This is a genomic window from Nonomuraea sp. MTCD27, from assembly GCF_041950495.1.
In the GTDB taxonomy this organism is placed as follows: Bacteria; Actinomycetota; Actinomycetes; order Streptosporangiales; family Streptosporangiaceae; genus Nonomuraea.
Window position 1 is genome coordinate 1 of sequence record NZ_JBGNUW010000042.1, and the last position, 23,962, is coordinate 23,962.

The following is a 23,962-nucleotide window of genomic DNA, read 5'->3' on the forward strand; positions in this document are numbered from 1 at the left end:
TCCGCCGGCGCCTCCGCACCGCCCACCCGCCCCACCACCGACGCCCCGGCACCCCCGGCCCCCACCCAGGACCGGCACTCCGCCCAGGACCAGCACTCCGGCCAGAATCGGCTGGAGGCCCAGGACCAGCGGCCCGCCCCAGACCGGCCAGAGGTCCAGGACCAGCGGCCCGCCCAGCGCCAGCCGGCCGCCGAGGCGTCGGCTCAGCCTGTCGCGCAGTCGCCGGTCCCAGCCGCCCAGGGATCACCTGCCGCCGTGGCGCAGAGCCCGGCCTCCGCGCAGGCGCCGAGCCCGGTATCGGCGCAGGCGCAGCCCATCACCGCGCCGACGGCCACCCCGCCGACGCAACCGACCGCCGTGTCGGCGCAGTCAACGACCGCCCAGGCACAACCGGTCAGCGCGCAGCCTGCCACCGATACGGCCCAGTCCGGTCAGACTGCTCAGTCCGGTCAGACTGCTCAGTCCGGTCAGACGCCTCAGACCGCCCCGGCCGCCCAGGCCGCAGCGGCGGTTGCCCCAAGTTCCGAGCCCGCCCCGGTCGCGGAGACGGCGCCAATCGCGGAGACGGCCCTGGTCGCGGAGACGGCCACCCCGGAGACGGCCACCCCGGATGCGGCCGACGCCGCGCAGCCGGACGCGTCCCCGGCCACCACTCTTGGCACGCAGCCTTCACCGGTCGCGAGCTCCACCACGGAGGCGCCCATCCAGGCCGGCGGCATCGCAGAGCCCGCCGCCGCCGTGTCGTCCGCCGCAACCGAAGGCCACACAGCCGCGCAACCCGGCACGGCGGCGAGCACCGACGCGACCCCTTCGACCGCCACCACCTCGCCGACCGCCGCCACAACTTCCGCCACGGAAGCAGCTGCCCCGGCGCCGGTCTCGCCCGACGTCACCGACGAAGCGCCCGAGCAGCCCACGACCGCAGCGGAGCCCAAGAGCGAAGTCACCGCCCCGGCCCAGCCGGAGACGGCGGCCGCCCCTGCCGCGACGGCCGAGGCGCCCAAGGCCGAGGCCGCCGAGCCGACGCAGCGGACCGAGCAGGCCGAACAGCCCCGCAAGACCGAGGAGATCGCGCAGACGGAAACTGCGGAGAACGGCAAGGCCGTCGCCTCCCAGGCATCCACACCCGCACCCACGGCAACCGCATCGGAGCCCGCAGCAGCTACGTCAACCACGCCGCCGGAGCCAACGGCGGCGCCGGAGGCTCTGGCGCCCGCACCGGAATCCGCCGCGACCGCGACGAAGACGACCGCAGGGAAGACGACCGCGACGGAGACGACCGCCACGGAGACGACCGCGACGGCTGTCCCCGAACCCACCGCGACCGTCCCCGAACCCGCGACGGCCACTCCCGACACAACGGCGACCGCTCCCTCGAAGCCCGCTGCTCCCGAGAAGCCCGCCACTACAACCGAGCCCGCCACCGCGACCAAGCCTGCCACCGCGACGAAGCCTGCCGCGGCAGCCGAGCCCGCCCCTTCGACCGGGACTGCCCCGTCGACCGAACCCGCCGTGGCAACCGAGCCCGCCGCTTCGGCGGAGCCCGCCGTTGCCGACAAGCCGGCCGTCCCCGAGAAGAAGGCGGCGGAGCCGGAGCCCGAGCAGCCCGTGCAGGAGGCCAAGCCTCCGGCGCCCAAGCCGAAGCCCGCACCCTCGGTGCCGGCGGCGCGGGCGGGCAAGGACGAGGGCAAGGAGGACCCGGCCGTGCCGGTGCCGTCCCCGCCGCCCGCCCCGGCCGCCCGCCAGGCGCGCAAGAGTTCGAGGGGCCGTCGCGCCTCCGTACCGACGTGGGACGAGATCATGTTCGGCGCCCGCCGCCAGGACTGACCGTCACAGCAGAGCAGGACTGACCGCAGCAGAGCAGGAGACGACCGAGTCACCGCCGGGACGCCCGGCACCAAGGTGACGAGCGAGCCGGCGCCGGGAAACCCCTCCCTGGCCCCGCCCGCCGCCCGCGTCAGGGTTCGGCGCGCTCCAGGAAGGGCGCCAGCCACTCCGGCGTCACCTCGGCGGGGAACTCCACCGCCTGAGCCTCCGACACGTCGATCGCCGAGTAACCCCCCTTGCCGGCCCCGACCCCGGCGATCAGCGTGAGCACCCCGGCCCGCCGCTGGAACCACGTCTGCCGCATCCGCCAGCCCACCACGGCCCGGCGTTCGACCACGGCCTGGGCGCGCCGCAGCGACCCCGACCGCACCGCCACGCGCACGCCGTCGTAGCCGTGCCCGAGCGACGCGTACCGGTCGAGCCCCAGCGGCACCCCGACGCCCGCCAGGAGCAGCGCCAGCACCAGGAGGATCCACCAGAGCATCGTCCCGGCGACCCACACCCCGGCGGCGCCCACCAGCGCCAGCAGGAGCCAGGGGAAGACGGCGCGGAACAGGCGGCGGTTCCGCGCGACCGGCGGGTGGGGCCGGAGCTCGGCGTGGTAGGGGCCGATGGCGTCGCGGGTCACCTGGAAGGCCACCTCGCGCGGCACGTCGGGCAGGAGCTGCCCGCGCGTCTCCGAGTCGCCGAGCCCGGTCACGATGGCCCAGACGCGCGCGACCCCCGCCCAGCGTTCGGCCAGGCCGTCCACGATCTCGTAACCGCGTACGCGCTGCGACTCCAGCGACACGCTGCGCCGGTTGATCAGGCCGCGCTCCGCCACGAGGTAGCCGTCGCGGCGCTTGAGCCGGAAGTTCCAGTTGAAGATTGCGTACATCAGCCCGCCGGTGAACGGCATCGCCAGCACGAGCAGCACCGCCACGGCCAGCAGCAGGTAGGGGCGCTCCCAGAGCCACTGCCCCGCGGTCCAGGCGGCGTCCTGGCTGACTCCCAGCTCGTCCCCCCACTGGAACGCCAGCCCCACGGCGCCGCCGGCGAAGGCGAAGGGGGTGAGCAGGTACGCGCCCGACAGCGGCCCGTACAGCAGCCACCTGCGCGGCACGTCGATGATCGGCCGCTCGGTGGGCCCGGAAGGTGGCACGGCGCCGGTGACGTGCGTCTCGGGGACGGCGGCGCGGCGCAGCAGCACGGCCTTGAGCCGTTCGGCCTCCTCCAGCGTGACCCCGGCGAGCTTGGCCTCCTCCGTGTCGCCGCTCGCCCCCGTGTCGATCTTGAGCACGGTCAGGCCGAGCAGCCGGTGCATGGGCGGGGTGGACACGTCTACGCCGCGGATGCGCTCCAGGGGGATGGTGCGGACGGAGCGGCTGACCAGCGACCGCTTGGTCTCCAGGCGGTCGCCGACGATCTCGTAGGTGAAGGTGACCCACCTGATGACCGAGAACACCACGGCGGCGACGACCCCGGCGGCCGCGTAACCGTACGAGCGGGCCGAGAAGCCGCCCACGAACAGGACCCCGACCAGGGGGAGGAGGAGGGAGGGCAGCATGCGCACGGGGTCGATGAGCAGCACCTTGGGGCTGAGCCGCTGCGGCAGCCGCACCACGGGCGGCGGCCCGCCCGCCGGGCCGGGATGAGGCGGCCCGCCCGCCGGGCCGGGGTACGGCGGGATGCCACCGGGGGCGCCCTCCGGGATGGGCGCCGGGCCGTCCTGACGAGGCTCGGTCATGTCGCGTCGTCTCTGAGCTCTTCGGCCCGGCGCGCCAGCTGCTCGGCGAGCCCGGCCGCCACCCGGTAGTCGAGCCCCTTGATCGTCGAGGACCCCGCGTGGGAGGCCGTCCTGATCTCCAGCGTGGCCAGACCGAGCATCCTCTCGAACCATCCTTGGCCCTTGTCGACCGTCTGGATGCGGCTCACGGGCACGAACACCCACTCCCTGGTCAGGAACCCCGACCTGGCGTAGACGACGTCTCCAGAAAGCTCCCAGCGATGCACGGCGTACCGCACGAACGGCTCGGCCGCCAGGAACGGCAGCAGCAGCACGACCACCGCGACGGGCAGCAGCCACGGGTCCCGGGCGAACCATCCGGGCACCCACGACCACCCGCTCCCCCCGACCCAACGCGACACCAGCAGCGCGCCACCCAGGAAGAACGCGAACGCGATCAGCGACTCCAGCAACCACATCCGGACGGCTTTGGGCGAGACGCGGTTCGCCGGGTCACGTAGCGGGCCATTTGACGTCACAAGCCCAGCTTAGGGCGCGAACCCGGAAGGCGATCTGCCGGCGGACCGGTAAAGATCCGCCGACGGTCCCGGCGTGTCTGCCGAGCCCCTGCCCGGCCCCGGTGCCATGCTCGGTGGCGGCCGGCCGCAGGCTGTCGAGCTTGGCCACGTCGGCGGCGCCACGTTCGTGCCAGCCAGGCCCGGCCAGCGCGTGACCGCACCACAGCGCGAGCGCCTCACGCAACGTGGCAGCCGCCGTCCGCGCCCCTCCCGCCGCCGTCCGCGCCCCGCCCGACGTCGCCCGCGCACCCCCACCGCCGTCCCCACCTCCGTCCCCCACCGCCATGGGCGCGTCCCCCCGCATGCAGACCCACGACCGCCGTCCCGCATACCCTTCCGCCGCGATCTGGCGCACCTGGTTTTCGCCGCGACGCGCGACCGAAACCGATGCCCGTTTCGCCGGCCCGCCGCACGGGCGGCCCCGCCCGTGCCCCTCCGCCGCGGAGCAGCAGGCGGACAGGTCTCCTCGGTACGGCGGCATCCGGATCCCCGGGCCCTCGCGGCGGCCGTCGCTGTGGTCAACTTCACTACGCGGATGCCCACATTCTGGCCGTTTTCGGATCCTTTACCGACCACCGACCATCGAGAAACGGTCTGCGCACCGCCGAGAGCCGCGTAGCATCGTCCGGCATGGGGCTGTGTAACACGGCATCACGCGTGCGACGCATCGCTGTCAGTGTGACAGCGGTGGCTGTCGTCTTCGCCTTGTCAGGTTGCGGCAGCTTCATCGGCAGGTCACAGGCTCTGGACATCGCGGAGATGAACGTCACGAGCCCGGAGCTGCGCGAGGGCAAACCGCTGCCGCGCGAATACTCCTGCCATGGCGATCAGGGCAGCCCGCCGCTGCGCTGGTCGAGCCAGCCACTGTCCGAGGCGAAGTCGATCGCGATCGTGATCGACAGCCATACGTCATCCGATTCGGCCGTGCACTGGGTGCTCTACAACATCCCGGCGACCACGACCGAGCTGGGTCCCAACGCCGCCGCCGACCCCCCCGAGGGGTCCGGGCAGGCGAAGGTGACCAGTGGGAAGGTGGGCTACGAGCCCCCCTGCCAGGACCGGGCCAGTTACCGGCTCACCGTCTACACGTTGAACGGCAAGGTCGACCTCCCGGAGGGCTCCGAGCTCCCCGAGATCCTCAAGAAGATCGCGGACCAGACCATCGCCCGCGGCCGGCTCACGGTGGTGAACATCGAGTGAGCGGTCAAATACGACATGTAGTGCTGGTGTACCAATTCTTCACGTAGGGTGTGACAACTCTCATAGTGGTCCGACACAATCAGATCCAATTGTTAGGCACTGGTGATCAAAGGGGGCAGATCGCGTCGATGGCCGCGCGATCTCATCGGTGCCAGAGGGAGGCCATGGCTTTGAGGGTGGTGCAATGATCGCGGTCGTAGTGAGCTTGGTCGCTGTCGTGCTCCTCGTGCTCGTCGTCGTGGCACTGGGCATGCGTTCGATGAACCGCAGAGAGAGCTCGCTTCCCCCGGAACGGCTGAAGGAGATGGCCGAGAAGGAGGAGATGACCCATGCTCGTTCCACGGACGAGTTCGCGGCGCATGAGCCGCGAATGGCCAATTTCAGTCCCGACTTCAGTCCCATAGACGAGCCCAAGCAGAAACCGGTGCGCACTGGTCAGCGCGGCAGGCGTGGCGTCGACGAGTGGGGCAACCCGTCCACGGACGACGACGACGAGGAGTTCTGGGCCAACATCCGCAGCGACGCGGAAGAGGGCGGCTTCGGCGCCGGTGGCACGGTGGCCGCCAGGAAGGCCGCCTCCCGCCCCGTCGAGCGCGAGCGCCCGGCCGAGTCCGAGCGTCCCGCCAAGCGGCCCCAGCGTCCGGCCAAGCCGCAGCCCGCGGCCGCGGCCGCCGCCGACCCCAACGCCGCCACCGTCCAGGCCCCCCTGCCGCAGCGCCAGCCCGCCGCGGCGGCCGCCAATCTCGCCGACCTGGTCGAGCCGCAGAAGCGTGCCACTCCCTCGCAGGCCGATCTGGCCGACCAGCGCACCGTGACGTTCGCCGCCCCGACGGCCGACGTGATGACCATCCTCGGCGCGGGCGCCCAGCCGGTGCCCGCCCCCACCCGCTCCGAGCCGGCCCCTGTCACCCGGCCCGCGTCGGTGTCGTCCAACGCCTACCCGGTGTCCAACGGCAGCGGCTCGTTCCCCGCCACGCCGGCCGTGACCGGCAGCGGCGCCTTCCCCGCGGTGAGCCCGACCTCCAGCGGCAGCTTCCCGGTCGCCCCCGCCCCCATCCACGGCGCCCCGACGAGCGACCCGTTCCCCGCCTACGGCGGCGTGGCCGACCCGCTCGAGACGACCTGGACCAGCAACCAGCCCGCGGCGACCACGTCCGGTTCGTGGTCCGCCTCTCCCGACATCCTCGACGACCCGGCCCCCGCCCCGACGCCGACCCCTTACGGCTCGGCGAGCTCGTGGCCGGCGTTCGAGCAGCCCGCCGCGCGCTCGTCCTACCCCGCCTCGTACGAGGTGCGCTCCGGCTGGGCCGTGGCCGACGACACCGACCCGCTGACAGGCCCCTCCCACGCCGCCGGCACCCCCACCGTGCCGGGGCGCGCGGTCTCGAACTACGACGACGTGCTGTCGGCCCCGACACCGCCGGCCTCCCCCTTCGGGGTGGGCGCCTACGAGACGGGCGACATCACGACCAGCCCCGCCGCCGCCTGGCCCGAGCCCCCGTCGTCGGTCAACGGCGCCCCGGGCAGCTGGCCGGCGTACGGCGGCCAGCAGCCGCAGCCGCAGGACGGCGGCCGTAACGACCACCGCCGGGGCCCGGAGCAGGACTATCCGCACGACTACTACCGATGATCTCCAGCGCTCATTAATCCGTAAAACCCGCGCGACGCCCCCTTAAAGCAGGGTCGACGGAGCATTAGGGTTTGCACCATGTTCCGCGACACGCAGAGTAGCTGGCTGAGCACCCTCCGGCATGATGTGCCAGCCTCGCTCGTGGTTTTCCTCGTCGCGGTGCCCCTCTCCCTGGGCATCGCGATGGCCTCCGGGGCGCCCCTCGCCGCCGGACTGATCGCCGCCGTGGTGGGCGGGATCGTGGCGGGCGCCCTCGGCGGCTCGGCCGTGCAGGTGAGCGGGCCGGCCGCCGGTCTGTCATTGGTGGTCGTGGACCTCGTGCACACGTACGGATGGCGTGCCACCTGCATGATCACCCTCCTGGCGGGCGCCGTGCAGCTCGTGCTCGGGGTGTTCAAGGCGGCGAGGGCGGCGCTCGCCGTCTCGCCGGCCGTCATCCACGGCATGCTGGCCGCGGTCGGCGTGATCATCGCCCTCTCCCAGCTCCACATCGTGCTGGGCGGCAGCTCGCAGCGCTCGGCCATCGCGAACCTGGTGGAGCTGCCCGGCCAGATCGTCGACCTGCACGGGCACAAGGTCGCCGTGGGCCTGCTCACGATCATGGTGCTGGCGTTGTGGACCCGGCTGCCGAAACGGGTCAAGGCGGTGCCCGCGCCGCTGGCGGCGCTGCTGGTGGCGGCGCTCACGGCGTGGATGTTCGGCTGGGACGTCACGCGAGTCGACCTGTCCGGGAGCTTCACCGAGTGGGCCTTCCCGGTGCTGCCGCAGGGTGACTGGCATCTGGTGGTGTCCTCGGTGCTGCTGGTGGCGCTGCTGGCCGGGTGCGAGTCGCTGCTGTGCTCGGTGGCGGTCGACGGGATGCACGGCGGGCGCCGCGCCGACCTCGACCAGGAGCTGACCGGCCAGGGCGTGGCCAACATGGTCACCGGCGCGCTCGGCGGCCTGCCCGTGGCCGGGGTGATCGTGCGCAGCACGGCGAACGCGCAGGCCGGGGCACGTACGCGCTGGTCGACGATCCTGCACGGGGTGTGGGTGCTGGTGTTCGCGCTGGGGTTCGGCTGGTCGATCACGCTGATCCCGCTGGAGGCGCTGGCCGCGCTGCTGGTGTTCATCGGCGTGCAGATGGTGAACCTGGGCCACATCAGGAAGGTGCACGGACACGGCGAGGTGCCGGTGTACGTGGTCACGATGGCGGCCGTGATCCTGCTCGGGCTGGCCGAGGGCGTGCTGGCGGGGCTGGCCCTGGCCGCGCTGCTGGCGCTGCGCCGCCTGACCTGGGTGACGGTGCGCAAGCGCGAGGACCGCGACGGGCGGCTGCACGTGACGATCTCGGGGTCGCTGACGTTCCTGGGGGTGCCGCGGCTGACGCACGAGCTGCGTACGATCCCGGCCGGCACGCCCGTGGACCTCGACCTGAACATCGACTTCATGGACAACGGCGCCTTCGAGGCCATCCACTCGTGGCGGCTGGACCACGAGCGCATGGGCGGCGCGGTGGTCATCGACGAGCTGCACGACGAGTGGTACGCGCTGGCGGCCAGCGGGGCGCGCATGTTCCCCGTGAAGTCGCCGCCCCAGGCGCCGGACCGCTGGTGGCTGCCGTGGGCGCAGCGGCGCCGGCGTGACGTGCCGATCCAGGTGCCGACGGACGGCACCGCCGCGCCGACGGAGTGCCTGCTCACGGCGGGGGCGCGCGAATATCACCGGCGTACGGCGCCGCTCGTCCGGCCGATCTTCACCGAGCTGGCCCGCAAGCAGCAGCCCACGCATCTCTTCATCACCTGCGCCGACTCCAGGATCATGCCCAGCCTGATCACGGCCAGCGGCCCCGGCGACCTGTTCACGGTGCGCAATATCGGCAACCTGGTGCCGCGCAGGGGCTCCGAGCCGCAGGACGACTCGGTGGTGGCCGCGATCGAGTACGCGACGCAGGTGCTGGGCGTGCACACCATCACGGTGTGCGGCCACTCGGGGTGCGGCGCGATGGCGGGGGTGCTGAGCGGCGGGGTCCAGGCGGGCAGCCTGCCGGGGCTGCGCAGGTGGCTGCGGCACGGGGACCACAGCCTGGCCACGTTCATCGAGACCGAGGGCGACCGGCTGCACAGCGGGGCGCTGGACGTGCTGTGCCGGGTCAACGTGCAGCAGCAGCTGGAGAACCTGCTCACCTACCGGAAGGTCGACGAGCAGGTCAGGGCCGGCAAGCTGGAGCTGGTCGGGCTGTTCTTCGACATCGGGTCCGCGCGGGTGCACATGGTGCCGCCGCTGCGCTCTACGCTCTCCGTGAAGACGTCTGATCGGACGGTGCTCGCGAGCGAAGAATGAGCCCATGAGAGTTCTGGTCATGGGCGGTTCGGGTTTCCTGGGGCGCGCCATCGTGTTCGCGGCGCTGGCCCGGGGGCATGAGGTCACGACGTTCAACAGGGGGCGCAGCGGGGCCGACGTGCCCGGCGTGGAGGCCGTGCGCGGCGACCGGGAGGTGGCCGCCGACCTGGAGCGGCTGGCCGGGGGGCGGTCGTGGGACTTCGTGGTCGACACCTCCGGCTACGTGCCGCGGGTGGTGGGCGAGTCGGTGCGGGCGCTGTCGGGAAAGGCGGCGACGTACGCGTTCGTCTCCAGCATCTCGGCCGTCGACGGCTTCCCCGGCAAGCCGGCCACCGAGGAGGCGGCCGGGTGGGCCTGCGAGCCGGACGCGGGGCCCGACGACGGCGACTACGGCGTGCTGAAGGCGGGCTGCGAGCGGGCGGTCGAGCAGGGCTTCGACGGCAACGCGCTGATCGTCCGGCCCGGCCTGATCCTGGGGCCGCACGAGGACGTGGCGCGGCTGCCGTGGTGGCTGACCAGGATCTCGCACGGCGGCAAGGTGCTGGCGCCGGGCGACCCCGACGCGCCGATGCAGCTCGTGGACGCGCGCGACGTGGCCGCCTTCACCCTCGAGCAGGCCGAGCGCGGCACGTCGGGCCAGTTCCTGGTGACGGGTCCCGCGGGCAACGCCACCTACGGCGAGTGGCTGGGCTTCTGCAAGGAGGCGACCGGGTCGGACGCGGAGTTCGTGTGGGTGGACGACCGGTTCCTGGTGGATCAGGGGGCGGGGACGTTCGTGGAGCTGCCGCTGTGGGGCGGGCCGCCGTCGGCGGTGACGGCCAACTTCTGGAGCGTCCCGACGGCCCGGGCGGAGGCGGCCGGGCTGCGCACCCGGCCGGTGGCGGAGACCGTGCGCGACACGTGGGCCTGGCTGCGGGAGATCCCGGAGGACGAGCGGAGCTACGGCGCGAAGACCCGGCACGGGATGGCCCCGGAGAAGGAGGCGACCATCCTCGCCGCATGGGAGGCGCGTTCGGCGTAGTGGGGTTCCGCGCGGGAGGCGCGTTCGGCGTAGTTCGATTTCGTGCGGGAGGCGCGTTCTGCGTAATCCTGCGCAGACCGGGCGGTTTGGGCGGGGTTAGGGTCGCGGTGCCAGCGAGGTTCTCCCGTTGCCCACGGCGCACCTCGCGGTGCCGGTCCTGACTCCCAGGGGCCGGAGGGGCGGAGGTGCCCGCCGTCGAGCCATGTCCCCCTTGACGGGGGCCGCCGATGGTGGCGAGACGGCGGGCGGCCACCTCCGCCCCTCACCTTCCCGGAGATTTTCCCGCCGGGAAGCAGCCAGGATGTAGAGGGCGGGCAGACGGCTCCGACTTCCTCGTGAGCGGCGCAAAAAGGAGCGCCGAAGCACCGGAGGTAGTCAGATGAGCAAGGTCACCTGCGACATGGCGATGTCCCTCGACGGTTTCGTGGCAGGGCTCGGGCAGAGCCTGGATCAGCCGTTCGGCGAGGGAGTGGGCGATCGCCTGCACCAGTGGATGTTCGATGAGCCCGAGGCACACGCCGCGGTGATCGAGGGCATCACCGCGGCGGGGGCCTTCATCATGGGCCGCAACATGTTCGGCCCCGGCCGCGGCGACTGGGACCTCGGCTGGAACGGCTGGTGGGGTGCCGAGCCGCCGTACCACGCTCCGGTCTTCGTCCTCACCCACCACTCGCGCGAGCCGGTGACGATGCAGGGCGACACGACGTTCTCCTTCGTGACCGACGGGATCGGGCCGGCCCTGGAGCGGGCGCGCGAGGCCGCCGGCGACGGCGACGTCGCCATCGCGGGCGGCGCGCACACCGTGAACCAGTACCTCGCCGCCGGGCTCATCGACGAGCTCCGCCTGCACGTAGCTCCCGTGATCCTGGGCAGGGGCGAGCGGTTGTTCGACGGGGTCGGGGACATCACCCTCGAACCGCTGGGCGACGCGTGGGGCACCGCTCTGGTCACGCACCTGCGCTATCGCCCCGTACGGTGACCGCAGCCCGCTGCTAACACTGTGGAAACACCCGTCCCGTAATGCTGCCTGCCATGACTTTCATGGCAGTACACGACCCTTCGCCGCTTCCCTCCGCTTTCGCGTAGGCCGTCGTGCCCGCGAAGCCCGGGAGGCGGGTCGCGCTGGGGGCCGCGGTTGCGTCGCTGGCCCTCCTGACGTCAAGCGGCACCTCCATCCCCGCACCCGTCCCCGTCCCCCTCGCCGCACCCGTATCCACTCCCTTCGAGCACGACCCGGTCGCGGTGGCGTCCACCCCGGAGCCGGCGAAGAAGCCCCGCAAGCCCTCCTACGGCAAGTCCCTGACCCGGTCCCTGGACGGCCTGTCGGACGATCTCGCGGTCTCGGTACGGGAGCTCTCCTCGGGCCTGTCCTTCTCCTACAACCGCGGGCTCAGGACGGCCACGGCCAGCATCGTCAAGGTGAACATCGTGGTGGCGCTGCTGCTGCGCGCCCAGCGGCAGCGGCGCGGCCTGACGGGGTGGGAACGGCGCGCGGCGGCGCAGGCGATCAAGGTCAGCGACAACGCCGCCGCGTCCTCCCTGTGGGGCGCGATCGGCGGCGCGTCCGGCCTGGCCGCCGTGAACAAGAAGCTCGGCCTGCGGCACACGCGCCCCGGCCCAGGCGGCTCCTGGGGCTCGACCACGACCAGCGCCGCCGACCAGGTACGCCTGCTGAAAGCGCTCGTCTCGGCCAAGAGCCCCCTGTCGGCCGAGAACCGCCGCTACGTCCTCGGTCTCATGCGCGACGTGGCGCCCGAGCAGGCGTGGGGCGTGAGCGCGGCCGGTCGCAAGGGGGCGGACGTGGCGCTCAAGAACGGCTGGCTCCCCCGGGAGCGGGACGGCGGGCGGTGGACGGTCAACAGCATCGGCCGGGTACGGGAGCGCGGCCGTACGTACCTGATCGCCGTCGTCTCCCGGCGCAACCGCTCGATGGGTTCGGGGGTCAAGGCGGTCGAGCGCGTGAGCGAGATGGTCGCCCGGGCCATCGCCAAGGCGGGGTGACCCGGGTGCATGCTGGAAGGTGTGCCTGCCTTTCCTGAGGTGATTCGATGACCCGGTTGTCCGACTTGCAGCACCCCCGCTTCGCGCGGGCGTACGCCGAGGCGTCCGAGCTCGCCGACCGGCGCGGCGCGTACGAGCACCGGCGGCGCCTGCTGGCCGCGGCCGAAGGGCGGGTGATCGAGATCGGGGCCGGCAACGGCCGCAACTTCCCTCACTACCCCGCGCGGGTGACGGAGGTGGTCGCGGTGGAGCCGGACGACACGCTGCGGGCGCTGGCGCGGGAGCCGGCCGCGTCGGCGCCGGTGCCGGTCTCGGTGGTGGCCGGCCACGCCGAGGCGCTGCCCGGTGGCGAGGCGGCCTTCGACACGGCGGTGGTGTCCCTGGTGCTGTGCTCGGTGCCGTCGCTGGAGCGGGCCCTGGCGGAGATCGTACGCGTGCTCCGGCCCGGCGGGCAGTTGCTCTTCTACGAGCACGTACGCTCGGCCAATCCCGTGCTCGGCCTGCTCCAGGACGTCATCACGCCCGCGTGGCGGCGCGTCGCGGCGGGCTGCCACCCGAACCGGGACACGCTGGCCGCGATCGAGCGGGCCGGGTTCGCCGTGTCGGAGGCCGACCGGTTCGCCTTCGCCCCGCAGCCGGTCATCCCCCCGCTCACGCACATCCTGGGGCAGGCACGGCCGGCCGCCTCTACTCCAGGGGCGTGAGCACCGCGATCCGGTACCCGTCGCCGCCTTCGACCAACTGGTAGCAGAACCGCTCGCGCGGCCGGCCCGAGTAGGACCAGGTGACGTCGGCCCAGACGCTGCCCGGCGCCTCCGCCATGATCACGACCTGCTGATCGAGCTCGTCGATCCCGTCGTACTGGTCCCAGGAGGCGGCGAAGAAGCTCTCGGTCTGGCCGGCGTCGCTGACGGCGATCGAGGCGCCGGGGAAGAGGATGAGCGAGGGCACCGCGTACATCCCCGCGATCGCCTTCGCGTCGCGGGCCAGAAGCGCGGCCGCGTAACGCTGGAAGAATCCGTTCACCTTGTCGTCATCGTTGCTCATGCTCCCACGCTAGGGTCCGAACCAGACGGGCCGATGTCTCCTTTGAAAGGCGAAATCCGTGGACCGAGTCCTCCGGCTCGCCGCATCCTCGCGCGACGGGCACCTGGCGCTGCGGCGCGTCGAACGCCAGCAGGCGCTGATTGAACGGCTGCACGCCGCCCGCGGCGAGCGGGTGCGGATGGGCGAGCTGGCGCGCGAGCTGGGCGTCTCACCGCGAACGGTCGCCCGCGACGTGGAACGGCTCCGGCTCAGCGGGGTGCCCCTGGACGCGTACCGGGGCCATGGGGGCGGGGTGCGCCTGCTGTCCACCGGGGCCGCGATCCACCTCGTGCTCGACCTGCCGGAGGCGGCCGCGCTGATCTCCAGCCTCGCCGTCCTCGGGCCCACCGCCAGCGAGAGCGCCGCCTCGGCCATGCGCAAACTGGCCGAGGCCCTGAGCCCCCCGTCGGGGGAGGGGTGACGAGTCGGCCTGTAGGCCGGGTTCTGTCCTTCGTACGAAGGGGCGACCATCCATCTAGGACCGCCGTTGCCGGCGGTCTCAAGCGGTCTACCCGCGCGGCTCGGGCGGGCAGCCCTCGAACGTCGCGCGCGGAACGCTCCGGAGAGCGTCCCTTCTTGACCTTGCTCCGGGTGGGGTTTACCTAGCCGCCCACGTCACCGTGGGCGCTGGTGGTCTCTTACACCACCCTTTCACCCTTACCTCCCGGTGGAACCGAGAGGCGGTCTGCTTTCTGTGGCACTGTCCCGCGGGTCACCCCGGGTCGGCGTTACCGACCACCCTGCCCTGTGGAGCCCGGACCTTCCTCGGCGGGCCCGTGGGCCCGACGCGGTCGCCCGGCCGACTCATCTGCTGAAGATTATCAAATCTCAAGTCGTTCCCAAGCCAACGACAAGATCGACCCGCTGGAATGGGCTGGTCATCGCCTGAGGGGGGCGGTGGCTTCAGGTGGCCGTGCCGGGTGTTCACTGGCGGTACCCGGCACGGCCCCGGTCAGCGCAGGTGCGAGGTGTCGTTGAACGACTTCACCACGGCGGGCCCGTCCGCGTAGTACTCGACCAGCGACAGGCAGGCCAGGTCGAGGTGCATGCGGTAGAGGGACTCCAGGGGCGCCAGCAGGGCGTCCCTCAGGAGCAGCTTGATGGGCGTCACGTGGGAGACCGCGAGCACCGTCTTGCCCTCGTACCGCTCCACCAGCTCTTCCCTGGCCGCCTGCACGCGGCGCGCGGTCGTGGCGAAGCTCTCGCCGCCCGGCGGCGCCGCCTCGGGGTCGGCCAGCCAGGCGGCCAGCTCGGCGGGCCAGCGGCGCTGCACCTCCGTGAAGGTGTGCCCCTCCCAGGCGCCGAAATCGGCTTCCCTGAGGTCTTCGTACACCTCCACCTCGAGGCCGGCCTGCTGGGCGACCGCCTCCGCGGTCTGCCGGGCGCGCTTGAGCGGCGAGGTGAGGATCACGTCGAGCCGGTACGGGTCCCGCGACAGCCTCGCGGCGGCCGCCGACGCCTGGGCCAGGCCGTTGGGGGTGAGCTCGGCGTCGCCGCGGCCGGAGAAGCGGCGTTCGAGGGACAGCTCGGTCTCGCCGTGCCGGAGCAGCAACAGTGAGGTGGCGACGCGGGTGGGCGGGGCCCAGCCGGTGCCGGTGCCCTTGGTGCGGGTGGCGCGCTGCTGGGCGGTGGCGACGGAGGCGGTGGGGGCGGACAGTTCGGAAATGTCGCCCGCATCCAGGAGGTCCGTCTGCCGGGCGCTCTTCGAGGCGGTCTTCGGAGCGGTCTTCGGGGCGGTCTTCGCGGCTTTGGGGGCGGTCTGCGTGCCCTTTGCGCCGCCTCCGGACGCGTCCGTGCCCGGTGCCTCTGTGCCTGATGCGGTGGTGCCTGATGGGGTGGTGCCTGATGCGGTGGTGCCTGATGCGGTGGTGCCGCCGGCCTTCCAGGACAGGCCCTTGGCGGCGGCGTCCATGGCCTCGTTGGCCAGGCGGTCGGCGTGCTTGTTGCGTTCGCGGGGGATCCAGGTCCACTCCGTGACCCGCAGCCGCCTGACCAGCGCCCCGGCCTCGGCGGCCAGCGGGCGCAAGCCCTCGTTCTTGATCTTCCAGCGGCCCGCCATCTGCTCGACGACCAGCTTCGAGTCCATCCGGACGGCCACCTGCGCCCCGTCGCCGCCCAGCTCCAGGGCGGCCTTGAGGCCGGCGATCAGGCCGCGGTATTCGGCGACGTTGTTGGTCGTGACGCCGATCGCCTCGGCCGCCTCCGCCAGCACCTGGCCGTCGGAGGCGTCTTTGACGACCGCGCCGTAACCGGCCGGCCCGGGGTTGCCCCGCGAGCCGCCGTCGGCCTCTATGACGTAGGGGCTCACAGGCCCGACTCTGCGGTACGTACGAGAATGCGCCGGCACTCGTCGCACCGGATGACCTCGTCGTGGGGAGCGGCCTTGATGCGGTTCATCTCGGCGATGGACAGGGCCACCTTGCACCCCTGGCACCGGCCGCCGCGCAGCATGGCGGCGCCCACGCCGTACTGGTCCCTGAGCTTCTCGTAGAGCGCGAGCAGGTCGGCGGGGATCTCGGCGGCGACGCCCGTGCGGCGGCCCTGGAGCTCGCCCGACTCCTTCTCCATCTCGTTGAGCGCGGCGTCACGGCGGTCCTCGGCGGCGGAGAGCGCGCCGCGGATCTCGTCGCGCTTGGCCACCAGGTCGGTCACCTTGGTGTCGGCGGCCTCCCGGCGCTCCATGATCTCCAGCACGATCTCCTCCAGGTCGCCCTGGCGCTTCTGCAGCGAGGCGATCTCGGACTGGAGGCCGGCCAGGTCGCGCGGCGAGGTCACGGCTCCGGAATCAAGGCGCTTCTGGTCGCGGTCGGCCCGTGTGCGGACCGCGTCGACGTCGCTCTCGGCCTTGGTCTGCTCGCGCGCGAGGTCGCCGGCCTCGGTCTCGGCCTCGATCACCTGGGTGGCGAGCCGGGCGAACAGCTTCGAGCGCTCGTCGATCTCGGCCAGCTCGGGCAGGGTGCGGCGGCGGTGGGCCAGCCGATCAATCACGGAGTCGAGCTCTGCCAGGTCGAGCAGTCGCTTCTGGGCCTCAGGGGCTGCTTTCATGATCAATATCCTCTTGTCCAAGCATCGGTGACCGTGGCGGAGACACGCGTTTCAACGGTAACGCCACTGGCGTGCAGGATCGACGCCGCGCTGTCGAGCCAGGGCCACTCCGTCGCCCAGTGCGCGGCGTCGATCAGCGCTGGCCCGCCCGACTCCACGAACTCGCTGGCCGGGTGGTGCCGCAGGTCGGCCGTGAGGAACACGTCGACCCCGGCGGCCGCGGCCGTACCGAGGAGCGAGTCGCCCGCTCCCCCGCTGACCGCCACGCGCGTGACCGGGCGGGACAGGTCGCCCGCCACGCGGATCCCCCAGGACGTGCGCGGCAGCCCCTTGGCCGCCTGCGCCGCGAACTCCCCCAGCGTCGTCCCCTCGGGCAGCTCCCCGATGCGGCCCAGGCCGCGCCACGGGTCGTCGGGGAAGGGCTGGAGCGGGACCAGGTCGCCGACCAGCCCCACGGCCCTGGCCAGGGCGTCGGAGACGCCCGGGTTGGCGACGTCGGCGTTGGTGTGGGCGGTGTAGAGGGCGACGTCGTTCTTGATCAAGGTGTGGACGAGGCGGCCCTTCGGCGTGGTCGTGGCCACGGAGGTGGTGCCGCGCAGGTAGAGAGGGTGGTGGGTGACGATCAGGTCGGCGCCCCAGTCGAGGGCCTCCTCGGCCACGGCGGCGACCGGGTCGACCGCGAGCAGCACCCGTCGCACCTGCTGTGCGGGATCCCCGCTGACCAGCCCCACCGCGTCCCACGACTCTGCCCGGGCGGGCGGGTAGGCCGCCTCCAGCACCTCGATCACGTCTGTCAACGTCACAGCAGCCACCTGCGCAGACTACCGGCCCGCGGGGTGGGGCGCGGCGGGCGTCGGGAGGGGTGTCGCCAGAACGGGGTTCGGCGTAATGTAAGTGGATCCTGACTTGCGTGCGGAGGATGGCATGTCACCTAGCGTCGCGATCATTGGGGCGGGGTTCGGCGGGCTGTGCATGGCGATCCAGCTCGAACGGGCCGGGATCCGTTCGTACACGGTCTTCGAGAAGGCCGGCGACCTGGGCGGCACGTGGCGCGACAACAGCTATCCGGGGGCGGGGTGCGATATTCCATCGCACTTGTACTCCTACTCCTTCGAGAAGTACGCGAGCTGGACCCGCCGCTACCCCGAACAACCCGAAATCCTTGGCTATCTCCACCATTGCGCCGATAAATACAACGTCAGGGGGAAAATCCGCTTCCGCACCGAGGTTCGGCGCGCCGTCTTCGACGGCTCGAAGTGGCAGGTCAGCACGGCTCCGGCGGAGGAGGACGGCGGCGAGCGTACGGAGGCGTACGACGTGGTCGTCATGGGGGTGGGGCAGCTCAACCGGCCCCGCCTGCCGGACATCCCGGGCATGCCGGAGTTCGAGGGGGTCAGCTTCCACTCCGCCCGCTGGAACCACGACCACGATCTCACCGGCCGCCGGGTGGCGGTGATCGGGAACGGGTCGTCGGCGGCCCAGTTCATCCCGCGCATCGCGGAGCGGGTGGAGCACCTGCACGTCTTCCAGCGCACCCCCAACTGGGTGATCCCCAAGCCGGACGCCACGTTCGGGCCGCTGGCCAGGCTGGCGTTCCACTTCGTCCCGGGGCTGCAGCGGGCGTACCGCGAGTGGATCTACCGGTACGCCGAGGGCACCCTCTATCCGGCGCTCGCGCAGGGCTGGAGCGTGGGACTGCTCAAGCAGCGGGCGCAGCGCCACCTGCGCGACCAGGTGCCGGACCCGGCACTGCGCGCCAAGCTGACCCCCGACTATCCGCCGGGCTGCAAGCGAGTCGTCATCGACAGCACCTTCTACCCGGCCCTGACCAGGCCGAACGTGTCCCTGGACACCGACAAGATCGTACGGATCACTACGAAGGGCGTCGAGACCACCGAGGGCCTGCGCGAGGTGGACACGATCGTGTACGCCACCGGCTTCAGGAGCACGGAGTTCCTCGTCCCGATGGAGGTCGTGGGGCGCGAGGGGCGCTCGCTGGAGGAGCAGTGGAAGGGCGGGGCGGAGGCGTACCTGGGCATTTCGGTGCCGGGCTTCCCGAACCTGTTCATGCTGTACGGGCCCAACACCAACCTCGGGCACAACTCGATCGTCTTCATGATCGAATGCCAGGTGAACCACATCATGTCCTGCCTGCCGCGCCTGGCCGCCGACGGGCCCATCGAGGTGCGGCCCGAGGTGATGGCGGCGTGGAGCGCGCGGCTCGACGCGGCGATGGCGCGGATGGTGTGGGGCGGGGGGTGTCAGAGCTGGTACAAGACTGCGGACGGGCGCGTCACGAACAACTGGCCCGGCCCCACGACCCTCTACCGGCGGCTCACGGCCTCACCCCCGCACCCGGCCTATCGCCCTGTCAGCACGGCCTAGCTTCCCGGCCCACCGCCCGCCACCCCGGGACACCGAGCACCACCCACGACCCCGGCCGACAGCCCACCCTTTGCCCGGCTGCTGCGTCCTCCGGACACGGCTCCCCGCTCTGCCGGGATCCCGTTCTTCCCGAACCCGACCTCGGCTGCTGCGCGCCCCGGGTATCGCTCATCGCGTGTCAACCCTGGGTAGGACGTGGTTCCAGACGCGTCGAACCCCGGTCGTACGGTTGATCCAGAAGATCGGACCTGGGACGCATTGGAGCAGGTCGTGGCCTCGCGATAACGTCCAAGCATGACGCTTCCCCTGCACCAGCGCGCAGTCGTGGCCGACACGCACAACGACCTGCTCATGGCGGTATCCGCCCGGCCTCCGCAGCAGTGGGCCTCGTTCTTCCGGGAGAGATGGCTGCCCCAGCTCCTCGACGGCGGCGTGAACCTCCAGGTGCTGCCCGTCTTCATCGACGACCAATACCGGCCCGAGGGCGCGCTGCGGCAGACGCTGCGCATGATCGAGTGCGCCCACGTGCTGGCGGAGGGAAACGCGGACCACGTGCGGCTCTGCCTCGACGCCGCCGGGATCGACCGGGCGCTCGGCGACGGCAAGATCGCTCTGGTGCTCGCGATGGAGAGCATGCCGGGCCTCGACGCGAGCGTCGAGCTGATCCCCACCATGCACCGGCTGGGCGTGCGGGTGGCCTCCATCGCCCACTTCGGCCGCACGCCGCTGGCCGACGGCAGTGCCGAGGACGCGACGGGCAGCGGGCTGACCTCCCACGGCGTCGCCGCCCTGGCGGAGATGGAGCGGCTCGGCATCATCTTCGACATCTCCCACCTGGGCGCCTCGGGCGTGGCACACGTGCTGGAGCTGGCCACGAAGCCGGTCATGGCCACCCACTCCGCCGCCCGCGCGCTGCGCGACCACCACCGCAACCTCACCGACGACCAGCTCCGCGGCGTGGCCGACAGCGGGGGCGTGATCTGCGTCAACTTCTTCGCCCCGTTCCTGGCCGAGGACAAGGCGGACATGACGCTCGACCGGCTCCTCGACCACATCGAGCACGTCGTGTCCGTCGCCGGCATCGACCACGTGGGGCTCGGCCCCGACTTCATCCGCGAGGTGATGGACGACCTGACGCCGCCGTGCTGCGAGGACGTCCATGCCAGGGGCGTCGATCCGAAGTCCGCCGTCCCGGGGCTGGAAGGTCCGTCCGGGCTGCCCATGGTGACCGAGGGACTGCTCGCGCGCGGCCTGCCGGAGAAGGACGTCATGCAGATCATCGGCGGGAACGTACACCGGTTCTTCGGGGAGCGGCTCGCATGACCGGCACCACCTCGCCAGGGACCGCCGGCATGCTCGCGGACCTCGAGGAGCTGGTCCTGTGCGAGTCCTTCTCCAGCGATCTGGAGGCGGTGGCCCGCAGCGCGAAGGTGGTGGCCGCGATGGGCACCCGCCATCTGGGCACCGCGCCGGAGTTCCTGGTGATCGACGGGGTCACGCATCTGCGGTGGTCGTTCGGCACTCCCCGGGTTCTCCTGCTCGGACACCACGACACGGTCTGGCCGATCGGCACCCTAACCACGCACCCCTGGTCCGTGGTGGACGGGGTGGCGCGGGGGCCGGGCGTGTTCGACATGAAGGCGGGGCTGGTGCAGACGTTCCACGCGCTGGCGGGGCTCGGCTCGCTCGACGGCATCACGCTGCTGGTCACCGGGGACGAGGAGGTCGGCTCCATCACGTCCGCGCGACTGATCCAGGAAACCGCGCGGGGCCTGGCCGCCGCCTTCGTCATGGAGGCCAGCGCCGACGGGGGGGCGCTGAAGACATCCCGGAAGGGGACCTCGCTCTACACCGTCAACGTGCACGGCAAGGCCGCGCACGCGGGGCTCGAGCCGGAGAAGGGCGCGAACGCGGGCATCGAGCTGGCTCACCAGATCCTGGCCGTCGCCGCCATCGGCGCCGGACCGACGACCGTCACGCCGACGGTCCTGACGGGTGGCACGACGCTGAACACGGTTCCGGCGGCGGCCTCGGTCGGGGTGGACGTACGGGTGGCGGAGGTGGCGGAGCAGCAGCGGGTGGACGCGGCGATGCAGTCCCTGCGGCCGGTCGTACCGGGCACCCGCCTGGAGGTCCTCGGCGGCCCCAACCGCCCACCGCTCGAAGAGGCGATGTCGGCCTCGCTCTTCGCCCTGGCGCAGGAGCTGGCAGCGGGTCTGGGGTTGGAGCCGCTGACGTCGGCTTCTGTGGGCGGCGCCTCGGACGGCAACTTCACGGCTGGAGTGGGCTGTCCGACGCTCGACGGGCTGGGGGCCGTGGGGGGTGGGGCGCACGCGAACCACGAGCACGTCATCGTGTCCGAGATGCCCGGACGCACTGCCCTGCTCCGGGCACTGATCGAAGCGGTCCGCTAGGACCCGCCAGATCCCGCTGCACCTCGGGGCGGCGACCGGATCCGGCGCCGCCAACGAGGCTCCGTGACAGCGGAGCACCACGACAACGGAGCACCGCGACGCCGGAGCACCACGACAACGGAGCGCCACGACAACGGAGGACCAGAACGCCGGAGCACCACAACGCCGCAGCACCACGACACACCGGGGCAGAGAGGCATCAGGGCGTGAGGTTGGGTGGCGGATCGCCGGGCCGTCGCGTGGGTTCTGGGGACGCGGGGCGCTCCGGAACCGCTCCCGGCCTGTCGGGGTTCGGGCTCGGGGGCATCGCGCCTGCGCTGCCGGGCTGGATGGGGCCGTTCGTCGTCCTGCTCAGTGTCGGGGTCCTCGGGAGCTTCGTCCGTTTCTGGCGGCGACAGCTGAGAGCCGGCCGGCACCGGCTCGCCGAGCTGCGGCAGGTGCGGCGGTGGATTCGGAGGTCAGGCGGTGCCGCCGGGAGAGACCAGGCCGGTCTCGTAGGCGACCACCACGGCCTGGACGCGGTCGCGCAGGCCGAGCTTGGACAGGATGCTCGCGACGTGGGTCTTCACCGTGGCCACGCTGAGGGTCAGCCGGCCGGCGAGTTCGGCGTTGCTCAGGCCGGTGGCGAGCAGGCGCAGCACGTCCAGTTCGCGGGGCGTCAGCTGGGACACGTCGCGGTGGAGGGTGGGCTTGACGTTGTCGCGGCGGGCGAAACGCTCGACCAGGCGGCGGGTGATGGTGGGCGCGAGCAGGGCGTCGCCGGAGCGCACCAGGCGTACGGCGGCCACCAGGTGCTCGGGTGAGACGTCCTTGAGCAGGAACCCGCTCGCCCCCGCGGCGAGCGCGGCGTACACGTAGTGGTCGAGGTCGTAGGTGGTCAGGATCAGCACGCGGGTGTCCTCGGCACCGCCCGCGAGGATCCGCCGGGTGGCTTCGAGGCCGTCCATCTGCGGCATCCGGATGTCCATGAGCACGACGTCGGGCCTGGTACGGCGGACCGCGGCGACGGCTTCGCTCCCGTTGGCGGCCTCGGCCGCCACATCGATGCCGTCGGCGGCGAGGATCATGCGGAATCCCGTGCGTACCAGTGCCTGGTCGTCGACGATGACGGCGCGCAACCGCTCGGTCATGCGGACCTCCACGGGACGCGGGCCTTGATCCGGAATCCGCCTTCGGCCGTCCGTCCGGCGTCCAGGGTCCCGCCGTAGACGGCGAGCCGCTCGCGCAACCCGATCAGTCCCCTGCCGTCGCCGGTCCGCGGCCCGGCGCCCCGTGTCCCGCCGGTGTCGGTCACCTCGATCTCCAGCCAGTCGCCGTCATGGCCGACCGTCACGGACGCGGCGGCCCCGGGCGCGTGCTTGATCGTGTTGGTGAGGGCTTCCTGCACGACGCGGTAGGCGGCGAGGTCGATCCCGGGAGGCAGTGGCCCGGGGGGCGACACCGCGACGCGGACCGGCACCCCGGCGGCGCGGACTCGTTCCACCAGGGCGTCGAGCTGGTCGAGCCCGGGCTGGGGTTCGAGCCCGTCAGAGGGCCCGTTGGAAGGCCCGTCGAGGTGTTCGCCGCCCGGACCGGCGAGCAGACCCATGACGTGGCGCAGCTCGGCCATGGCGGCCCGGCCGCCGGACTCGATCGCGAGCAGAGCCTGCTTCGACTGCTCCGGCTGCACGTCCATCACTTTGCGGGCCGCGCCGGCCTGGATCACCATCACGTTGACATTGTGGGTCACCACGTCGTGGAGCTCTGCGGCGATCCTGGACCGCTCCTCCGCGACAGCCCTGCGCATGGCGTCCGCCTGCGCCTGCTGCAGCTCGGCGAGCCGGTGCCGGTCGGCTCTCAGCTGTCGCCGCCAGAAACGGACGAAGCTCCCGAGGACCCCGACACTGAGCAGGACGACGAACGGCCCCATCCAGCCCGGCAGCGCAGGCGCGATGTCCCCGAACCCGGCACCGGCGAGCCCCGCCGCCAGCACGATGCCACCCATCGCCGGGATCCGGTGACGGCTGTGGGCGGCGGCGCCGTACGCGGCGACCGCGCAGGTCAGTACGGTGATCCAGGTCGCATCCCCGTGCGTGGCCCGGGCCGCCACCAGCACCACCCAGAAGGCGACGAGCGGGTACCGGCGCCGCGCCGCCAGCGGCAACGCCGTCAGGGCCACGAGGAACACGGGCGGCGGGTCCTGGGACGGAAGCCGGGCACGTGGGTCGCCAGCGCGTGGGGATGGGCCGTGGAGCAGGACACCGGGAGGTGCTGCGTGGTCGGCCGCGGGACCGGGCCGTAGCGGCAGGTACTCGATCGCCGCGGGATCGGGCCGCAGCCGCAGGTACTCGATCGCCGCGGGCTGGTTCGCGGCGGAGCCGATCGCTGGATCCCGCGCCGACACGGTCACGGCGAGGACGGTCAGGACGACCGCGAGCACCACGTCGGCGGCGAGCGCTCTGCGAGACAGCCTCGGGGGTCCGTCGCCGCTCCGCACCGGCGCGTCCCGTACGCCGCGCCGATCCGAGTAGTCCTCGTTCAGCCGGTTGTACAGGTCGAGCACCTGCCGCCACCACGGCCGTCGTTCACCGGTTTCCACCGGCACATTGTCACGCCTGCACCGTTCGTCCGGCATCGGCCGTCGTGATGGCTTCCCGGTCTCCGGGAGTACATCGCAGGGATGAGCCGGCGACGCCTCGTTCCCAGGCGGGAGGCGATCTCGGTACGACGGCCGACGCGCACCCGCATGAGCGGTGCCTAGTTTCGTTC

22 protein-coding genes and 1 other RNA gene are annotated in these 23,962 nt (G+C 72.3%); 12 read left to right on the forward strand and 11 right to left on the reverse strand.

What is annotated here, in order from left to right; all coding sequences use genetic code 11:
* Positions 1–476 precede the first annotated feature (476 nt).
* Positions 477–1,442: a hypothetical protein gene (locus ACBJ59_RS59750; RefSeq protein WP_375118836.1), complete on the reverse strand. Its 966-nt coding sequence runs from the start codon at positions 1,440–1,442 to the stop codon at positions 477–479.
* Between the two features lie 70 nt (positions 1,443–1,512).
* Between ACBJ59_RS59750 and ACBJ59_RS59755 the strand changes: the two genes are divergently transcribed.
* Entirely contained in the window at positions 1,513–1,827 is a 315-nt protein-coding gene (locus ACBJ59_RS59755; protein ID WP_375118837.1) for a hypothetical protein, read from the forward strand.
* A 130-nt stretch (positions 1,828–1,957) separates the two neighbouring features.
* Here the strand turns inward: ACBJ59_RS59755 and ACBJ59_RS59760 are convergent, their stop codons facing one another.
* Genes ACBJ59_RS59760 through ACBJ59_RS59770 form a run of 3 tightly spaced genes read right to left on the reverse strand, consistent with a single transcriptional unit; the run spans position 1,958 to position 4,591 of the window.
* Positions 1,958–3,553, reverse strand: coding sequence for a PH domain-containing protein (locus ACBJ59_RS59760; RefSeq protein ID WP_375118838.1), 1,596 nt, complete (start codon positions 3,551–3,553; stop codon positions 1,958–1,960).
* On the reverse strand, positions 3,550–4,071 hold the full coding sequence (locus ACBJ59_RS59765; RefSeq protein WP_375118839.1) for a PH domain-containing protein: 522 nt from the start codon (positions 4,069–4,071) through the stop codon (positions 3,550–3,552). Before ACBJ59_RS59765 ends, ACBJ59_RS59760 begins: the two co-directional genes overlap by 4 nt.
* Entirely contained in the window at positions 4,046–4,591 is a 546-nt protein-coding gene (locus ACBJ59_RS59770) for a BTAD domain-containing putative transcriptional regulator (protein WP_375118840.1), read from the reverse strand. Before ACBJ59_RS59770 ends, ACBJ59_RS59765 begins: the two co-directional genes overlap by 26 nt.
* A gap of 206 nt (positions 4,592–4,797) precedes the next feature.
* Between ACBJ59_RS59770 and ACBJ59_RS59775 the strand changes: the two genes are divergently transcribed.
* The 7 genes from ACBJ59_RS59775 to ACBJ59_RS59805 all read left to right on the forward strand — a co-directional run bounded on the left by ACBJ59_RS59775 (position 4,798) and on the right by ACBJ59_RS59805 (position 12,988).
* A complete protein-coding gene (locus tag ACBJ59_RS59775; RefSeq protein WP_364114763.1) occupies positions 4,798–5,310 on the forward strand; it encodes a YbhB/YbcL family Raf kinase inhibitor-like protein in 513 nt (170 codons plus the stop codon).
* 184 nt (positions 5,311–5,494) lie between these two features.
* A complete protein-coding gene (locus ACBJ59_RS59780; RefSeq protein ID WP_375118841.1) occupies positions 5,495–6,940 on the forward strand; it encodes a hypothetical protein in 1,446 nt (481 codons plus the stop codon).
* Positions 6,941–7,018: 78 nt separating this feature from the next.
* Positions 7,019–9,262, forward strand: coding sequence for a SulP family inorganic anion transporter (locus ACBJ59_RS59785; RefSeq protein WP_375118842.1), 2,244 nt, complete (start codon positions 7,019–7,021; stop codon positions 9,260–9,262).
* A gap of 4 nt (positions 9,263–9,266) precedes the next feature.
* Positions 9,267–10,283, forward strand: coding sequence for an NAD-dependent epimerase/dehydratase family protein (locus tag ACBJ59_RS59790; protein ID WP_375118843.1), 1,017 nt, complete (start codon positions 9,267–9,269; stop codon positions 10,281–10,283).
* Positions 10,284–10,662: 379 nt separating this feature from the next.
* Positions 10,663–11,262 carry a dihydrofolate reductase family protein gene (locus ACBJ59_RS59795; RefSeq protein WP_375118844.1) on the forward strand — a complete coding sequence of 200 codons (600 nt, stop codon included), beginning with the start codon at positions 10,663–10,665 and terminating at the stop codon, positions 11,260–11,262.
* 113 nt (positions 11,263–11,375) lie between these two features.
* Complete coding sequence (locus ACBJ59_RS59800; protein WP_375118845.1) at positions 11,376–12,284, forward strand: serine hydrolase; 909 nt, start codon at positions 11,376–11,378, stop codon at positions 12,282–12,284.
* Positions 12,285–12,331: 47 nt separating this feature from the next.
* A complete protein-coding gene (locus tag ACBJ59_RS59805) occupies positions 12,332–12,988 on the forward strand; it encodes a class I SAM-dependent methyltransferase (protein ID WP_375118846.1) in 657 nt (218 codons plus the stop codon).
* Here the strand turns inward: ACBJ59_RS59805 and ACBJ59_RS59810 are convergent.
* Entirely contained in the window at positions 12,972–13,331 is a 360-nt protein-coding gene (locus tag ACBJ59_RS59810) for a hypothetical protein (protein ID WP_375118847.1), read from the reverse strand. The genes ACBJ59_RS59805 and ACBJ59_RS59810 overlap by 17 nt on opposite strands.
* 58 nt (positions 13,332–13,389) lie before the next feature.
* On the opposite strand from ACBJ59_RS59810, the gene ACBJ59_RS59815 reads away from it, so the two are divergent.
* Positions 13,390–13,791, forward strand: coding sequence for a helix-turn-helix transcriptional regulator (locus tag ACBJ59_RS59815; RefSeq protein WP_375118848.1), 402 nt, complete (start codon positions 13,390–13,392; stop codon positions 13,789–13,791).
* On the opposite strand, the gene rnpB is transcribed toward ACBJ59_RS59815, so the two are convergent.
* The 4 genes from rnpB to ACBJ59_RS59835 form a co-directional block, all read right to left on the reverse strand.
* Positions 13,788–14,177: RNase P RNA component class A (rnpB, locus tag ACBJ59_RS59820), an RNA gene on the reverse strand. The two genes, ACBJ59_RS59815 and rnpB, sit on opposite strands and share 4 nt — an antisense overlap.
* 145 nt (positions 14,178–14,322) lie before the next feature.
* Positions 14,323–15,678: a bifunctional RNase H/acid phosphatase gene (locus tag ACBJ59_RS59825; protein ID WP_375118849.1), complete on the reverse strand. Its 1,356-nt coding sequence runs from the start codon at positions 15,676–15,678 to the stop codon at positions 14,323–14,325.
* Positions 15,675–16,415 carry a zinc ribbon domain-containing protein gene (locus tag ACBJ59_RS59830; RefSeq protein WP_375118850.1) on the reverse strand — a complete coding sequence of 247 codons (741 nt, stop codon included), beginning with the start codon at positions 16,413–16,415 and terminating at the stop codon, positions 15,675–15,677. Before ACBJ59_RS59830 ends, ACBJ59_RS59825 begins: the two co-directional genes overlap by 4 nt.
* Before the next feature lie 2 nt (positions 16,416–16,417).
* Positions 16,418–17,218, reverse strand: a complete 801-nt coding sequence (locus ACBJ59_RS59835; protein ID WP_375118851.1) for a Nif3-like dinuclear metal center hexameric protein — start codon at positions 17,216–17,218, stop codon at positions 16,418–16,420.
* A 121-nt stretch (positions 17,219–17,339) separates the two neighbouring features.
* Between ACBJ59_RS59835 and ACBJ59_RS59840 the strand changes: the two genes are divergently transcribed.
* From ACBJ59_RS59840 to ACBJ59_RS59850, 3 genes are all read left to right on the forward strand, one after another.
* The gene (locus ACBJ59_RS59840; protein WP_375118852.1) at positions 17,340–18,800 is read left to right on the forward strand and encodes a flavin-containing monooxygenase; all 1,461 of its coding nucleotides are present in this window, start codon (positions 17,340–17,342) and stop codon (positions 18,798–18,800) included.
* 294 nt (positions 18,801–19,094) lie between these two features.
* A complete protein-coding gene (locus ACBJ59_RS59845) occupies positions 19,095–20,123 on the forward strand; it encodes a dipeptidase (RefSeq protein ID WP_375118853.1) in 1,029 nt (342 codons plus the stop codon).
* The gene (locus ACBJ59_RS59850) at positions 20,120–21,214 is read left to right on the forward strand and encodes a M20 family metallopeptidase (RefSeq protein ID WP_375118854.1); all 1,095 of its coding nucleotides are present in this window, start codon (positions 20,120–20,122) and stop codon (positions 21,212–21,214) included. The genes ACBJ59_RS59845 and ACBJ59_RS59850 overlap by 4 nt, the downstream gene beginning before the upstream one ends.
* Positions 21,215–21,672: 458 nt before the next feature.
* Here ACBJ59_RS59850 and ACBJ59_RS59855 read toward each other — a convergent pair whose 3' ends face one another.
* Positions 21,673–22,344, reverse strand: a complete 672-nt coding sequence (locus ACBJ59_RS59855) for a response regulator (RefSeq protein ID WP_375118855.1) — start codon at positions 22,342–22,344, stop codon at positions 21,673–21,675.
* Positions 22,341–23,792, reverse strand: coding sequence for a sensor histidine kinase (locus tag ACBJ59_RS59860; RefSeq protein WP_375118856.1), 1,452 nt, complete (start codon positions 23,790–23,792; stop codon positions 22,341–22,343). The genes ACBJ59_RS59855 and ACBJ59_RS59860 overlap by 4 nt, the downstream gene beginning before the upstream one ends.
* Positions 23,793–23,962: the final 170 nt, after the last annotated feature.

Excerpts from the sequence above, each read along its gene's own strand:
- ACBJ59_RS59760 (WP_375118838.1), bottom strand. The coding sequence starts at position 3,553 with ATGACCGAGCCTCGTCAGGACGGCCCGGCGCCCATCCCGGAGGGCGCC.
- ACBJ59_RS59770 (WP_375118840.1), bottom strand. The coding sequence starts at position 4,591 with ATGCCGCCGTACCGAGGAGACCTGTCCGCCTGCTGCTCCGCGGCGGAG.
- ACBJ59_RS59780 (WP_375118841.1), top strand. The coding sequence starts at position 5,495 with ATGATCGCGGTCGTAGTGAGCTTGGTCGCTGTCGTGCTCCTCGTGCTC.
- ACBJ59_RS59785 (WP_375118842.1), top strand. The coding sequence starts at position 7,019 with ATGTTCCGCGACACGCAGAGTAGCTGGCTGAGCACCCTCCGGCATGAT.
- ACBJ59_RS59790 (WP_375118843.1), top strand. The coding sequence starts at position 9,267 with ATGAGAGTTCTGGTCATGGGCGGTTCGGGTTTCCTGGGGCGCGCCATC.
- ACBJ59_RS59795 (WP_375118844.1), top strand. The coding sequence starts at position 10,663 with ATGAGCAAGGTCACCTGCGACATGGCGATGTCCCTCGACGGTTTCGTG.
- ACBJ59_RS59805 (WP_375118846.1), top strand. The coding sequence starts at position 12,332 with ATGACCCGGTTGTCCGACTTGCAGCACCCCCGCTTCGCGCGGGCGTAC.
- ACBJ59_RS59810 (WP_375118847.1), bottom strand. The coding sequence starts at position 13,331 with ATGAGCAACGATGACGACAAGGTGAACGGATTCTTCCAGCGTTACGCG.
- ACBJ59_RS59830 (WP_375118850.1), bottom strand. The coding sequence starts at position 16,415 with ATGAAAGCAGCCCCTGAGGCCCAGAAGCGACTGCTCGACCTGGCAGAG.
- ACBJ59_RS59840 (WP_375118852.1), top strand. The coding sequence starts at position 17,340 with ATGTCACCTAGCGTCGCGATCATTGGGGCGGGGTTCGGCGGGCTGTGC.
- ACBJ59_RS59845 (WP_375118853.1), top strand. The coding sequence starts at position 19,095 with ATGACGCTTCCCCTGCACCAGCGCGCAGTCGTGGCCGACACGCACAAC.
- ACBJ59_RS59850 (WP_375118854.1), top strand. The coding sequence starts at position 20,120 with ATGACCGGCACCACCTCGCCAGGGACCGCCGGCATGCTCGCGGACCTC.
- ACBJ59_RS59855 (WP_375118855.1), bottom strand. The coding sequence starts at position 22,344 with ATGACCGAGCGGTTGCGCGCCGTCATCGTCGACGACCAGGCACTGGTA.